The 12,932-nt window shown below is 48.4% G+C and carries 13 protein-coding genes; 6 read left to right on the top strand and 7 right to left on the bottom strand.

Features of this window, described 5'->3' with window-relative positions; all coding sequences use genetic code 11:
* Nucleotides 1-153: 153 nt before the first annotated feature.
* Nucleotides 154-1,551, bottom strand: a complete 1,398-nt coding sequence (locus tag FPZ49_RS03795) for an MATE family efflux transporter (protein WP_144843415.1) — start codon at nucleotides 1,549-1,551, stop codon at nucleotides 154-156.
* A 242-nt stretch (nucleotides 1,552-1,793) separates the two neighbouring features.
* Here FPZ49_RS03795 and FPZ49_RS03790 point away from each other — a divergent pair, with 242 nt between their 5' ends.
* Together FPZ49_RS03790 and FPZ49_RS03785 are read left to right on the top strand one after the other, a co-directional pair.
* The gene (locus FPZ49_RS03790) at nucleotides 1,794-3,299 is read left to right on the top strand and encodes a sulfatase family protein (protein ID WP_186445593.1); all 1,506 of its coding nucleotides are present in this window, start codon (nucleotides 1,794-1,796) and stop codon (nucleotides 3,297-3,299) included.
* A 239-nt stretch (nucleotides 3,300-3,538) separates the two neighbouring features.
* Nucleotides 3,539-4,582 (top strand): aromatic ring-hydroxylating oxygenase subunit alpha, encoded by a 1,044-nt coding sequence (locus FPZ49_RS03785; RefSeq protein ID WP_144843409.1) that lies wholly within the window; start codon nucleotides 3,539-3,541, stop codon nucleotides 4,580-4,582.
* A gap of 98 nt (nucleotides 4,583-4,680) precedes the next feature.
* Here FPZ49_RS03785 and FPZ49_RS03780 read toward each other — a convergent pair whose 3' ends face one another.
* The 3 genes from FPZ49_RS03780 to FPZ49_RS03770 form a co-directional block, all read right to left on the bottom strand.
* Complete coding sequence (locus FPZ49_RS03780) at nucleotides 4,681-5,580, bottom strand: polysaccharide deacetylase family protein (protein WP_144843406.1); 900 nt, start codon at nucleotides 5,578-5,580, stop codon at nucleotides 4,681-4,683.
* A 177-nt stretch (nucleotides 5,581-5,757) separates the two neighbouring features.
* On the bottom strand, nucleotides 5,758-6,084 hold the full coding sequence (locus FPZ49_RS03775; protein WP_144843403.1) for a hypothetical protein: 327 nt from the start codon (nucleotides 6,082-6,084) through the stop codon (nucleotides 5,758-5,760).
* 56 nt (nucleotides 6,085-6,140) lie between these two features.
* Nucleotides 6,141-7,562, bottom strand: a complete 1,422-nt coding sequence (locus FPZ49_RS03770; RefSeq protein ID WP_144843401.1) for a PAS domain-containing sensor histidine kinase — start codon at nucleotides 7,560-7,562, stop codon at nucleotides 6,141-6,143.
* Nucleotides 7,563-7,671: 109 nt separating this feature from the next.
* On the opposite strand from FPZ49_RS03770, the gene FPZ49_RS37410 reads away from it, so the two are divergent.
* Entirely contained in the window at nucleotides 7,672-7,899 is a 228-nt protein-coding gene (locus tag FPZ49_RS37410; RefSeq protein WP_391563803.1) for a TetR family transcriptional regulator C-terminal domain-containing protein, read from the top strand.
* Between the two features lie 59 nt (nucleotides 7,900-7,958).
* Here the strand turns inward: FPZ49_RS37410 and FPZ49_RS03765 are convergent, their stop codons facing one another.
* On the bottom strand, nucleotides 7,959-8,579 hold the full coding sequence (locus FPZ49_RS03765; RefSeq protein WP_144843398.1) for a TetR/AcrR family transcriptional regulator: 621 nt from the start codon (nucleotides 8,577-8,579) through the stop codon (nucleotides 7,959-7,961).
* Nucleotides 8,580-8,695: 116 nt separating this feature from the next.
* On the opposite strand from FPZ49_RS03765, the gene FPZ49_RS03760 reads away from it, so the two are divergent.
* Genes FPZ49_RS03760 through FPZ49_RS36335 form a run of 3 tightly spaced genes read left to right on the top strand, consistent with a single transcriptional unit; the run spans nucleotide 8,696 to nucleotide 10,689 of the window.
* On the top strand, nucleotides 8,696-9,268 hold the full coding sequence (locus FPZ49_RS03760) for a cysteine hydrolase family protein (RefSeq protein ID WP_144843395.1): 573 nt from the start codon (nucleotides 8,696-8,698) through the stop codon (nucleotides 9,266-9,268).
* A 33-nt stretch (nucleotides 9,269-9,301) separates the two neighbouring features.
* A complete protein-coding gene (locus FPZ49_RS36340) occupies nucleotides 9,302-10,144 on the top strand; it encodes an MFS transporter (protein ID WP_222429857.1) in 843 nt (280 codons plus the stop codon).
* Nucleotides 10,063-10,689, top strand: coding sequence for an MFS transporter (locus tag FPZ49_RS36335; protein WP_222429856.1), 627 nt, complete (start codon nucleotides 10,063-10,065; stop codon nucleotides 10,687-10,689). The genes FPZ49_RS36340 and FPZ49_RS36335 overlap by 82 nt, the downstream gene beginning before the upstream one ends.
* Nucleotides 10,690-10,772: 83 nt before the next feature.
* On the opposite strand, the gene FPZ49_RS35335 is transcribed toward FPZ49_RS36335, so the two are convergent.
* Together FPZ49_RS35335 and FPZ49_RS03750 are read right to left on the bottom strand one after the other, a co-directional pair.
* On the bottom strand, nucleotides 10,773-10,910 hold the full coding sequence (locus FPZ49_RS35335) for a hypothetical protein (protein WP_186445591.1): 138 nt from the start codon (nucleotides 10,908-10,910) through the stop codon (nucleotides 10,773-10,775).
* 37 nt (nucleotides 10,911-10,947) lie between these two features.
* A complete protein-coding gene (locus FPZ49_RS03750; RefSeq protein ID WP_144843392.1) occupies nucleotides 10,948-12,903 on the bottom strand; it encodes a GTP-binding protein in 1,956 nt (651 codons plus the stop codon).
* Between the last annotated feature and the right edge of the window lie 29 nt (nucleotides 12,904-12,932).

Genomic DNA, 12,932 nt, shown 5'->3' with positions numbered 1-12,932 from the left:
CACTCGCGGTAAGATTGGCTTGGTGCCAAGCTCGCGCCCGTTCTTTCAATTCCTCTACAAAAGAGCGCTTAAGGTCCTGATATCCCAAAAAGCTATGGGGTGCTCCGCTCTTTTGACACCGCACATCAGCACCTTTCCAATAATCTCCCATATTCATCTGGTTGCAATCGTCTTCCCCGGCTTTTTCGAGTCGGGCCTAAGGGGTTCAAACCCGCGGATCCATTTGAAGCGATTGACTTTTACAATTGCCACAAAGCATTTCAGAATCTGGTCCGATTTCAAGCAGATAAATATGATGTAGGGTGACAAATCAAACACAAATGCGCTCAAGGCTGAAGCTGGTAAAACGATAAGCCACATGAAAATCGTATCGTTGTATAAAACAAACTTCGTATCTCCGCCGCTGCGTACGATCCCTGTTAAAGACGGCATCTGGTAGGCAGTCCCGACCACAGTGATGGACAGCACCGTCATGAACTGCAGGGCTAGAACCCTTGCTTCCGATGAAATCGTATAAAAGTCGAGGACATGGTCCTTGGTAAAAAACAGAAGAATACCGGTAAATACACCGACGAAGAGATACAGGATCTGGAGGGTTTTGGCATAGGCTTTAATTTTATCTATATGCCCCTCACCTATCGTTTTACCTATCACCACCGTTGTTGCGCTAGCCGAGGCAAAAACAACCACCGATACAATTTGAAAAACAGTTGTCGCTATACTGTTGGCTGCAATGGCCGCTGCTCCCATATGCCCCAGAATGGCTGTCTGTGTGCCCATGGCGAGTCCCCAGATAAAGTTGGACATCAAAATAGGTGATCCCAAGCTGAGATACTGTTTAAACAATGGCAGCTCCATTTTGAAGAAATCACGTAATTTCAACTGAATCTTTCGGTCAAAGTATTTCACATAAATACAGACAATAATGAGTTCGATGATTCTTGCTGACAAGGTAGCGACGGCTGCCCCTTGCACTCCTAGCTTTGGAAAGCCATAATGCCCGTAGATGAGGAGATAATTCAGGCACACATTGACAATGAGGGTGGTCGATGACAGGATAAATCCGATCTTGACCGTCTCCACACTTCTCATGGTGGCAAGCAAGATACTGGTAATAGAAAAGAAGAAATAAGAAAAGCTAATGATCTTGATGAATTTTTCCCCTTCTGAAATTACACTTTCATTATTGGTAAACAACGACAAACATACTTGAGGAAAGAGAAACACAACCACCCACATCATCAATCCTACCAGAATGGAAAGCCGCATACCGATACTGGAAATCTTCTTGATCGATTCGATGTCTTTCGCGCCCCAGTATCTAGAAGCCATAATCACCAGGCCTTCACCTACACCCATGACAAGCATTTGCAGCACGAACTGAATCTGATTCGCGATCGCGACACCGGAAAGCGCTGATTCACTAAATCCGCCGATCATAAGATTGTCTGATAGATTGACTCCGAAAGTAATGATGTTTTGCAAACCAATGATAGCGGTCAGTGTAAAGAATGTTTTGTAAAATGATTTCTCCCGCACAAATAAACTCATGATCCGAACCCTTCTTTTTTTGAAAGTGTAGTATCCATGCATTATTGAAATATTAGACGCGCCAATAGGCAAATCCTGCGTTCTTTGCGGCGAAGCTGACCGTATTCTAAAAAACCTCCCACTACATGGGCCTGTACTATACAATTTTGCTCCCCCCATCCGGTTTAGGTCAAAAATGTGCAGCCCCAAACGCTTCCGCTTATTGTAAAGTAAAGGTAAGACTTATGTTGGAGGGAATGGCCATGAAACCGAATATTATTCTCGTGATGACGGACCAGCAAAGAGCGGACGTAAGCGCAAGGGAAGGCTTTCCTTTGGATACGACCCCGTTTATGGACTCGCTTGCCCGCCAAGGCGTCTGGTTCGATAAAGCCTATACGACGTCCCCTATTTGCGTGGCCGCCCGCTGCAGTCTGCTGACGGGCCGTTACCCCAGCGCCCACCGTGTCCGGGAGAACGGAGGGGTTAAGCATATCCACTATACACAGGACCTATTTGGCATCATGAAGGAGCAAGGCTACTCAACCGGGCTAATCGGTAAAAATCATTCGTATCTGAAGCCGGATGATGAGTCTGTCGATTATTACTATCCTATGGAGCATTATGGAGCTGCAGGGCCGTTACGCAATGAGGATGAACGAACGTTTATTGAATGGCTCGGCCGCTGCTCGGTCAACCAAACGGAGCCTACCCCTTTTCCAGTTGAATGCCAAAATCCATACCGTGGAGTTACGGAAGCACTGGATTGGATTGAGGAAGTAAAAGAAAATCCCTTTTTTCTTTGGTTAAGCTTTCCGGAGCCTCATAATCCGTATCAAGCACCCGAGCCTTATTATTCGATGTTCCCTCCCGATTCGCTGCCACCGCTTCAAGCTACTACGCAAGCGCTGGAAACGAAAGGCTTCAAATGGCAATGGTGCCGGACGCAGGGCGAGCATTTCAATCCTAACTTCAAAGCCGACATCGACCGTGTACGCTCCAATTACTTCGGCATGCTGCGCCTGATCGACGATCAGCTGCGCCGTTTGGTCACTAGTCTGGAAGAACAAGGCCTAATGGCAAATACGATGCTTGTGTTTGTGTCGGACCATGGAGATTTTGTGGGAGAATACGGGCTGATCAAAAAAGGCCCAGAGCTGCCCGACATCCTGCTGCGCATTCCCATGTTCTGGTTTGGTCCAGGCATTCAGCGCAACGATGGGCCTCATGCTGCGCACGTTTCCTTGGCGGATATCATGCCGACACTTTGTGAAGCGATCGGCGCGGACATTCCCATTGGCGTACAGGGCAGGAGCCTCTGGCCGATGCTAACCGGGCAGGACTATCCGGTACAGGAATTTTCCAGCGTGTACGGTGAGCATGGCTTCGGCGGATTGGAGTACTCGGAGGACGATCACTTGGATATTAGCCGCTTTGGCAAGCGAGTTGAAACCGAGCAAGGCACGATTATCCGGTTCGATGAGCTTAACACGGTAACTCAGGCCGGCTTTATGCGTACCATCCGCAAAGGGGATTGGAAGCTGAACATGAGTATGCAGGGCACCGTTCAATTGTATCGGATCAGCGAAGATCCTCTGGAGCTGAACAATCGGATCGGCGATCCGGAAACGAAAGAGATGGAGACGATGCTGCTTCGCGAGCTCGTCATCTGGATGATGCGCAGCCAGGATCCCCTCCCCCTTCCCGGACAGTACTCTTATAAGAGGGCGGAAAGAAACTACTTGGCGCCATATTCGACGCATGGCTGAAGCTGACGCCCCGCCCCACAAACAAAAGAGTTAAGCTCATGATGGCTCGTGCTCATGAACTTAACTCTTTTTTAATGCCGAGAAATGTAAATGTAATATTACTTATCATTGACCGGACATTATTTTTATATTAATATGAAAACATTCTATTTATGTCACTTTATATAACATGTTACTCACTTAGATAAGCTCGTGAAGGGGCTTATTGCGATTCATTCATTACAAAAGGAGTGGTTCGGATGACCCTTATCAAGAAAGATGCCCCCCAAATTCAACTTCCCCGTGACTGCACATTTTCACCATCTGATTGGTTAGTCCTAGCCCAATATTGGTATCCTGTCGCGATTGCAGAAGAAATCAAGGATAAGCCAGTTTCAGCTACGCTTCTTGATGTAAACCTGGTTTGTTATCGCAGCCGCGGTCAAGTAATCGTTGCCCGTGATCTTTGCTTTCATCGCGGTGCTCCGCTTAGCAAGGGCTGGGTAGAGAAGGATGAAATCGTATGCCCGTATCATGGCTTTCGCTATAATTGTGAAGGTGTCTGTACAGCAGTTCCCGCTCACCCTGATAGTAAAATCTCGCCTAAGCTCAAATTAACGATTTATCCGTCTGTAGAAAGGTTTGGACTGATCTGGACTTCCCTTGCTGGAACGGAAGTGAACCTACCAGATTTCCCTGGTTGGGACGACCCGGAGTATTTGAATGTCTTGCCGCCCAGCTTCGATATCGCAGGATCTGCAGGACGTCAAATGGAAGGCTTCCTGGACGTATCGCACTTTGCCTTTGTGCACACGGAGACATTCGGGGATCGGAATAACACGGAGGTACCGCAATATAAGGTAAGTAGAGAAGGCCCTACTTTATTGGCTGATTACTGGAGCACTGTTAGCAACTATGGTAAGGGTCAAGAAAACCCAGCTCCAGAAGGATTTATGTGGTTGCGAGCCTTCCGGGTATTCGCACCTTTTGCAGCATCATTAACCGTTCATTTCCCTAACGACGGCAGACTGATGATCCTGAATTGCGCCTCGCCTGTCTCAGCAAGATCTACTCGCCTGTTCTGTCCAATCTCAAGAAATTTCGACAAAAGCGTCCCTGTTGAAGATACGATAAAGTTCAACCTACAGGTATTTCAAGAAGATTGCGAAATGGTCGAAGCGCAAACGCCTGAGGATCTGCCTCTAGATCTGACGGCCGAGGCTCACATTCCTGCAGATCGAACCTCTATCGCCTACCGGCAGCTGCTGATGGAGCTTGGTTTAGGGCGGAGTTATACCTCATAATTAGGAGCAAAAAGGACCAAGGAGTGAAGCGAGAACTCGTAGCTCCTTGGTTTTTTCGAGATCTATTCCCCATCGACTACTCAGCGATTTCTCCAAAGCTAAAAAAAAGTATATCGAATTTTGAGCACTATATTTTTGGCCAAATCCTCGGCTGCCCCGATCCACGTATTCTCCCAGTAGATTTTTTGAACCAGCTGCTTACCGGTCAACGTAGGAACGCCTGCCGAAATGCGATCAATCAGGATTTGGCCGGAGGCATTCATTCCATAATCTCCAGTGATGAAATACTCAATTCCCGCTGTTTTGGCGTAGTCGATCGATTTAGAAGTATATCTTCCGTGCGGCAGACATAATAACGAAAACGGATCTCCTAACCGATCATGGAGCACTTCCTGCGCGTGAAGCAAGTCAGTTTGGATTCGCTGCTTATACTCATTTTCTGTTTCCAAGCGTCCTTCCTTATCCAAGTAGATTGGGTTCGTCACAGGGGAAACTTGCTTCCCGTTGTTCCCCTCACGAAAGTCGTGAGAATCGAACGTATGCGAGTAAAAGCTGAACCCTTGCTCGTGCATCTGCATGATTTCATCCCATGTCATAAAGGGCGGCGTTTCTTCGGTCTTATCCACTGAGCCGACAATTAAAAAATTGGTTGCGCTCATTCCCTGCTTCTTGAGCTCTGGATACGCATACTTATAAAAGGATTCATAGCCATCGTCAAATGTGATGACTACCGCCTTAGGAGGTACTGGCTTTTGGTTTCTAAGAAATAAAACGAAATCCTCCATGGAGATCACATGAAAGTTTTGTTCTTTCAAGGCGTTCAGCTGGTCAGAGAACCGCTCCGGCGAAATGGTGAATTCGGATTCTTCCGGATCAATATGGTGGTATTCCAGGACGGCAACTTTATTTTCATACTTCGTTGATTTAATCGTATTAGCGTATAAGCATGCAGTGAGTACGACGAAAGTTATAACGCCAACCAACAATTTCTTCTTCATTGATTTCTCCTTAACCTTTCACTCCATACATGTGCCACAAAAAATGCTATATGTGCCACCTATCTAAACTGGATTATACGCCAACTCTAGCGAGAAAGGAAATCTAGACAGGATACAAAGAAAAAACAGCTAGTCACGGTTGAAGCTTGTGTGACAGCTGTTTCTCCTTTTGACTTCTCAGGCCTTACGTCGGTATAGGATGCCTAAACACCCTAAAAGTCCGACAAATCCAAGCCATTCCCAATTCCGCTGCACTTTATTATCAGTTGAGCTTAAAATGTGCGCGGAGGTTATCGTAGGATCATAAATCTCATAGCTTCTCACGCTGTTTAAAGAAGGATAATAACCGTTTCCAGTATATCCAGAGCCAGAAAATCCTGCTCTTCCGTAAGGACCTCCTGAACTGTCGTGAGGTTGAAACGTAGTTTCTGCTGTTAGCTTCGATAGAAAGATTGGGCAGCACACCAATCCAAGGATGAGTAAAATTGTTAATTTTTTAACCATCGTAATTTCTCCCGGAGGTTTTTTAAAACTTAGTATCTCCAGAAGAGAAATTTCTACTATTGCTGAGTAACTTGCATCATCGGCAGTTCAATCACTACAGACGTGCCTTGATTCAGCTCACTGTGAAACGAAAGCGTTCCTCCGTGACATTCGATAATTCGTTTGCATACCATCAGCCCTAGTCCCGTTCCGTTAGTTTTGGTAGAAACGAACGGCGCGCCCAATCGGGATAACATGTCCTCGGATATTCCCGATCCTTGATCTTGGATGTAAATACGGATACTATGATTTTGCTCCTTTCGGATCGTTACCTGGATAACACCACCTTGAGGCATGGATTCGATGGCATTTTTTAAAAGATTAATTAACACCTGTTTGATTTGGTCCGGAATACATTGAATGGCGGGTATGTCTTGATACATCTCGATTTGGATTTGGACGTTATACAGACGAGCTTGTGGCATCATAAAATGGACCACACTCTCCAATAGCGGTTGAACCTGGCTCTCCATAAAATGATTCAGGTGCGGTTTAGCCAGCGTCATAAATTCATTCACAACGTAATTGATATGCTCCAACTCTTCCAGCATGACCTGGACGTAGTCTGTGTTTTTTGCTTTTAATAATTGAACAAACCCTTTTAGTGACGTGAGAGGATTGCGAATATCATGTGCGATACCCGCTGCCAATTCACCAATAAGCGATAATTTTTCCGCTCTTATGATCATTTCTTCAGACTTTTTTCGCTGGGTAATATCTCGAATAACCGTCTGTACAACGGGGGAGCCGAGGTTTCTGTGTACATAAATAGACGACAGCTCTACATCGATCGAGACACCATCGATTCTTCGCAGCGGAAACTCCATAAACTCTGTATACTCATCCGACTCGAGGACCTGTTTGGTTCGTCTTCGTACGCGCTCCCAATCTTTGGGATAAAAGAAATCGTACACCGATGCCCCTAAATAATCTTCCGTTGAATGTCCTCCCAAAAGCTTGCAGCCGACATCATTGACAAACTGGATGATTCCATCCATATGTAAAACAATCGGTTCCGGATTTAATTTGATTAATTTGCGATATTGCTTCTCTCGTTCTAAGAGCTCTTCTTCCGCCCGTTTCTTTTCGGTAATATCTCGTTCCACCCCGATAAATCCAATGACGGTACCTTGCTCATCCTTGACTGGAGAGACGGTTACATTCGCATGAAACGTAGATCCGTCTTTCCGCAATTTAATCGCTTCGAAATCCGAATGTTGTGCTCCATCTAATAGTGACTGATATAGCTTGAAGACCTCATCTTTATATTGATCGGGAACCATTGGCAGCACGGTGCCAACCACTTCGTCACGTTTCCATCCATGTAATTCTTCGAATTTCTTATTCACTTCCAGCACTTTTCCATTTACGTCGACGAGAATCAATCCGTCAGAAGTTAAATTCATAAGAGAATCGATTAGATATTCTTTCCGCCACATGGTACTGTACCCCTAACCCTAGTCTCAATGCTGTTTTTTCAATATTCTTTATTCAGCTATCAAAACCCTTTAATGATATAAAGTATCATCATGACGGTCTTTATATGAAATAATACTACAAAAAAACTATTCTTTCGACGATATCCGCGTAGATGATGGGATACAAAACGGGGAATTCAAGGAAGATCTAGACCAGGACGCATTAGCTTCGTTTGCCTTTACGTTACTGGAAGGTGGCATTATGTTGAGCAAGCTTGAAGGTGACAATCGATTCATGAAAATGAATATGGCCAGTTTCTCGGCCTACCTGCAGCAAGTTTGCATGAAAATCCATTGAATAAGCAAAAATAGCCTGATCTACCGTCATTGCGCGGCTGTGAGCAGGCTTTTCTTCGTTTACCTCTGTTCGAAGGTCGGAATAAAGGTCGAGCACAGCTGTTCCAAAAACGTGTCAGGTGAATAGCCGCGAACCTCGCGTTGAAACACATAAGATTCATTTTTCAACGCCATCAGCAGCATGTCGGCCTTAAACACATTCCCAGGGCCAGCGGATTCGCTGGCGGTCATCTCGCCGAACAACTCGCAGAAGATTTCATGCAACTCATGATACACCGGGCTTGGGCTTCGTGTACTCTTCCCCGACGCCGGCAGCGCCCCCTCCTCGACCCCTCTTAGCAGCTCCAGTTTCCGCTCGCGGAATCGGATAAACAAGCTGATGATTCCTCTTAGCCGTTGCTCGGGCGAATCCGCCTCGCGCTCTTTCAGGTAGGCGTAAATATCGTCGAAAAGCAGCACCAGATTGTCTTTGATCAAATCCAAACACAGCTCGCTCTTGTTTCGGTAACGGCGATACAGGGTTCCTGGTCCGATTTGAGCTTCGATTGCTATTTGATTCATGCTGACTTGCTCCACGCTGGTTTGCTCAAACAGCTTCAGCGCCGCATCCAGGATACGCTGGCGGTTCTCCGCCGCATCGCGGCGTTCTGGCCGGGTCTGGAGTTCTCCCTTGTTCTTCATATGATCAAATCCCCACCTCTAAATTACAAAGCTTTGACAAACGGAGACTTCTCCGTTTATTATTTAGTGGAGAACTCTCCGCTTATTATAATCCAATTCCAAAGGAGTAACAACCGATGAATAATCAAGAACACACAGCCTTGCTGGTCATGGACATGCAGAATGGCATCGTATCACGCTTTCAGCACAATCAGGAGGTGCTGCAAGCGGTTAGGCGTTCGGTAGAAGCCGCAAGACGGCACAGCATTCAGGTCATCTTCGTCCGCGTCGCGTTCAGCGAAGGCTACCCAGAAGTAAGTCCCAGAAACAAGACATTCTCTGCCATCCGTCAAATGGGCGGCATGACGGTTTTGGACGAAGCGACGCAAATTCACGAGTCCTTCCAGCCCAAAGACGGGGAACCGGTTGTCACCAAGCACCGGGTCAGCGCATTTTCCGGGAGCACCCTGGAAATCATTCTCCGCTCCAAGCAAATCGATACCTTGATTTTGACCGGAATCTCCACGAGCGGCGTTGTACTGTCGACGCTGCGGGAAGCGGCCGATAAGGATTATGCCATCCGCGTGCTCTCGGACGCATGTGGCGACCCTGATCCTGAAGTTCATCGCGTGCTCACCGAGAAAGTGTTTCCTCGTCAAGCAGAGGTGTCCACGGTCGACGATTGGGTTAACGGCCTTCCGAACGATTGAGGGCAGTCAACAGAGAAAGGAGCGAAATCATCAATGTCCGATCGAACCCCTTTTTCCTGGAAATTCACGGCGCCGCTGTATATGGGATCGACGCTCAACCCGATTAATAGCTCCATGATCGCTACCGCTCTGGTGCCGATTGCTGCGTACTTGCATATCCCAGTGTCACAAACAACCTTATTGGTCACAGCCCTCTATCTGGCGAGCTCCATTGCTCAGCCTACTGCCGGAAAACTGTCCGAAGTGTTCGGCCCCCGCCGGGTGTTCCTTGCCGGCATTGTTCTGGTACTGCTTGGCGGCTTGACGGGCGGGATGGGGCAGAACTTGATTGCGTTGGCCGTTTCGCGGATACTCATCGGCATCGGCACTTCGACTGCTTATCCGTCAGCCATGCTCCTGATCCGCCGAAGAGCCGAAGCGGCAGGGATGTCCAAGCCGCCCGGAAACGTGCTGGGCGCGCTTCAGATTGCAGGTGTCTCCACGTCTGTTGAGGGACTCCCGCTTGGCGGTGTGCTCGTGGCCGCGTGGGGATGGCGTACAACGTTTTTGATCAATATTCCCTTTGCGCTTACGGCGCTGTACATGGCCGCCCGCTGGATTCCCCGGGACGAGTCGCTTAAAGGAGAATTGAATTTCCGGAGGATCGCCACGCGAATCGACTTGGCCGGCATTATCGGCTTCGCCGCCGCTATAACCTCCCTCCTGTTTTTTTGTTTTCACTGCCGGATCCATCCTGGATTGCTCTCGTACTGGCTCTTGCACTTGGCGGTGCTTTCATCGGGTAAGAGCTGCGCGTGGAGCATCCTTTTATTGACGTACGCCTGCTTGCGTCGAATCTTGCCCTTACCCGAACCTACTTGCGCTTCGCGTCACTGACGTTATGCATCTACACGGTGCTTTACGGTGTGACGGAGTGGATCGGGACGGCTCGAGGCATGTCGTCGATGGAATCCGGTCTGATGCTGCTGCCGATGAGCGCACTCTCGGCCGTCGTGGTAGGACCGATCTCGAAACGGAATCTAATCCTTGGGCCGCTCATGGTTTCCGCCTTAGCTTCCATTGTCGCCTCGATCGGCGTTCTCTTTCTCACAGCAAGCACGCCGATGATTTGGATTTTGACGATCACCTTTATTTTCGGCATTACTATGGGCACAATGGTGAGCGGAAATCAGATTGCGCTGTACACTCAGGTCACGGCGGATCAGATCGGAACCGCGTCGGGTCTTTTTCGCACCTTCGGGTATATCGGTTCCATCGCTTCTTCGGCTTTAATCGGCATCGTCTTTCACCAGAAGGTTTCAGATGAAGGAATGCATCATATCGCCTTGATCATGATCGCCATCAGCATAATAGCGCTTGTCATGACCCTCACGGATCGACGGCTCCGAGAATCTGCGAAAGCGGCCAGGGCAAATGCTTGAAACAAGCTTTATCACACAGCCCAAAAAGGCCGCAAATTAATTAATACGCGACCTTTTTGGGTTATTTTCTTTCCCGCTTCAGCTTAAGCTTGTCCCACCTTAGTTGATTCAAAGGTTTTGACGACCTTATACATCCCCGGTTCAAAGGTAGCCAACTTCAATGGTTCCTGAAAATACGGCAGCGGCTTCGGATCATCACGCATCGCTTGGTAATCCACCATGCTTCTCCATAGCTCAATAAAATATCATTAGCTCCACTTAGAGCAAGTGCATCTTGGATTCCGCCTCATACCACGGCACCGAATAGCCAGCCCCTTTTGCGCAGAAAATTGAGGAGGAGGTATAGAGAGGATCGGCTTCCTTGTTGTAGCCTAGCCGTTCGATCACTTCCTCTGCATTATGGCACCGGTCGTAGCCGCAGAACCTGAGGCGGATGCTGCCGCGTCCATGGGTGAAAGAAGCTAGCTCCGTGCTGTAGCTCATAAATGTCGAGACGGGCACCCTTCCCGTAATGACTGCATGGGTATCAAGCGTCTGCATCGGCTCGAACGTACCTGAGGCACGCTGAATATCGGACAGAACTCGGCCCATCTCGTCGATTCCCACCTTGATTTTGAAGTCGTAATAGGGCTCCAGCAGCAAATTGTCCGCTTTCTCCAGTCCCTGCCTCAGTGCGCGGAAGGTGGCCTCGCGGAAATCGCCGCCATGCGTATGTTCGTTATGTGCGGCGCCTCTTAGCAATGTAATCTTCAAATCAGTCACGGGCATGGAGGTCAGCAGACCATGATGCTCGCGTTCATAGAGATGCGTCCGAATCAAATTCTGATAGTTAAAGCCTAATACATCTGGATGACATGCACTCTCGAATTGGATCCCGCTTCCTCGTTTCCCCGGCTCAAGCAAGAGGTGCACTTCCGCATAATGCCTTAGCGGCTCGAAATGCCCATAGCCGGTCACAACGGACTGGATCGTTTCCTTATATAGAATTTCAGGTTGACTAAAAGAGATTGCGAAGCCGAATCGCTCTTTGACGAGCTGCTGCAGCACTTCCAGCTGGATCAAACCCATGACGCGAATGTGAATCTCCTGCAGGCTCTCTTCCCAGACGACATTCAAAGACGGATCCTCCGCATTCAGAATGCGAAATGTACCGAGCACTTGCTGTACATGCAATGAATCGTCGAATTGGACTTTCGACTGCAGCGTCGGCTCCGACTCATAGGCCAACTTGTCGGAATAGAGCCCTAAGCCTTGTCCTGCCTCGGCGGCAGATAAACCAGCAACCGCGAACAAATCGCCGGCGGCCACTTGTTCTACCGACTGCGCTTTCATACCGTTAAACAATAGAATTCGTGTAATCTTCTCGTCGTATCGCAGTCCGTCTTGCTCATAGCCGAGCTGCTCCCGCAGCTTTAGCGTACCGCTCAGCGCTTTGATGAACGTTAGCCTCATTCCGTTTGCATCGTGCCGAATTTTATAAATTCGCCCCCCGAACGGCGTTGATTCGTCATAAGACGATGTCGTCAATTGATGCAGTTGCTCCAAAAATTCAATAATGCCCGTATCCTGCAGCGCAGAGCCATAGGCACAGGGAAACAGCCGGCCGTCTCGCACCAGCATCTGCAAGGCCTCCAGCCAGAAGACGGGATCCTCCCTTCCCTCCAGAAACGCTTCCAGCAGAAACTCATCCCGCTCAGCCATAGCCTCCCGCAGCGCCTCACTGACGATACCGTCCCCAAAGCCATCCGTGATGGAGCAGATCTCCCCGGTCAAATGACGACGAATTTCTTCTTCGGCTCGTGCAACATCCGCTCCGATCCGATCCGTCTTGTTGATAAAGAAAAACACCGGAATCCGATGTTTGTGCAGCAGCTGCCAAACCGTCTCGGTATGGCCTTGGACACCTTCCACAGCGCTGACAATCACAATGGCGTAATCGATGACTTGAATCGCTCGCTCCATCTCTGGGGAGAAATCGACATGCCCAGGCGTGTCAATCAAATAAAACACATCACCTTTATATTCCATCACCGCCTGATCGGCGAACACTGTAATCCCCCTGGCCCTCTCGATATCGTGGCTGTCCAAAAAGGCATCTTTATGATCCACCCGCCCCCGCGAGCGGATGCTATTCGTATGGTAAAGCAGTTGTTCGGCAAAAGTTGTCTTGCCCGCATCCACATGGGCTAACAAGCCAATCGTTAGTCGCTTCATAACATCCCACTTCCGCAGCTTTCATCTAA

The organism is Paenibacillus cremeus, from assembly GCF_007786445.1.
Taxonomy (GTDB): domain Bacteria; phylum Bacillota; class Bacilli; order Paenibacillales; family NBRC-103111; genus Paenibacillus_G; species Paenibacillus_G cremeus.
Note: the sequence above shows the minus strand (reverse complement) of the source record. Positions and strands in the feature narration are given on the sequence as shown.

Excerpts from the sequence above, each read along its gene's own strand:
- FPZ49_RS03795 (WP_144843415.1), bottom strand. The coding sequence starts at position 1,551 with ATGAGTTTATTTGTGCGGGAGAAATCATTTTACAAAACATTCTTTACA.
- FPZ49_RS03790 (WP_186445593.1), top strand. The coding sequence starts at position 1,794 with ATGAAACCGAATATTATTCTCGTGATGACGGACCAGCAAAGAGCGGAC.
- FPZ49_RS03785 (WP_144843409.1), top strand. The coding sequence starts at position 3,539 with ATGACCCTTATCAAGAAAGATGCCCCCCAAATTCAACTTCCCCGTGAC.
- FPZ49_RS03780 (WP_144843406.1), bottom strand. The coding sequence starts at position 5,580 with ATGAAGAAGAAATTGTTGGTTGGCGTTATAACTTTCGTCGTACTCACT.
- FPZ49_RS03775 (WP_144843403.1), bottom strand. The coding sequence starts at position 6,084 with ATGGTTAAAAAATTAACAATTTTACTCATCCTTGGATTGGTGTGCTGC.
- FPZ49_RS03770 (WP_144843401.1), bottom strand. The coding sequence starts at position 7,562 with ATGTGGCGGAAAGAATATCTAATCGATTCTCTTATGAATTTAACTTCT.
- FPZ49_RS03765 (WP_144843398.1), bottom strand. The coding sequence starts at position 8,579 with ATGAAGAACAAGGGAGAACTCCAGACCCGGCCAGAACGCCGCGATGCG.
- FPZ49_RS03760 (WP_144843395.1), top strand. The coding sequence starts at position 8,696 with ATGAATAATCAAGAACACACAGCCTTGCTGGTCATGGACATGCAGAAT.
- FPZ49_RS36340 (WP_222429857.1), top strand. The coding sequence starts at position 9,302 with ATGTCCGATCGAACCCCTTTTTCCTGGAAATTCACGGCGCCGCTGTAT.
- FPZ49_RS35335 (WP_186445591.1), bottom strand. The coding sequence starts at position 10,910 with ATGGTGGATTACCAAGCGATGCGTGATGATCCGAAGCCGCTGCCGTAT.
- FPZ49_RS03750 (WP_144843392.1), bottom strand. The coding sequence starts at position 12,903 with ATGAAGCGACTAACGATTGGCTTGTTAGCCCATGTGGATGCGGGCAAG.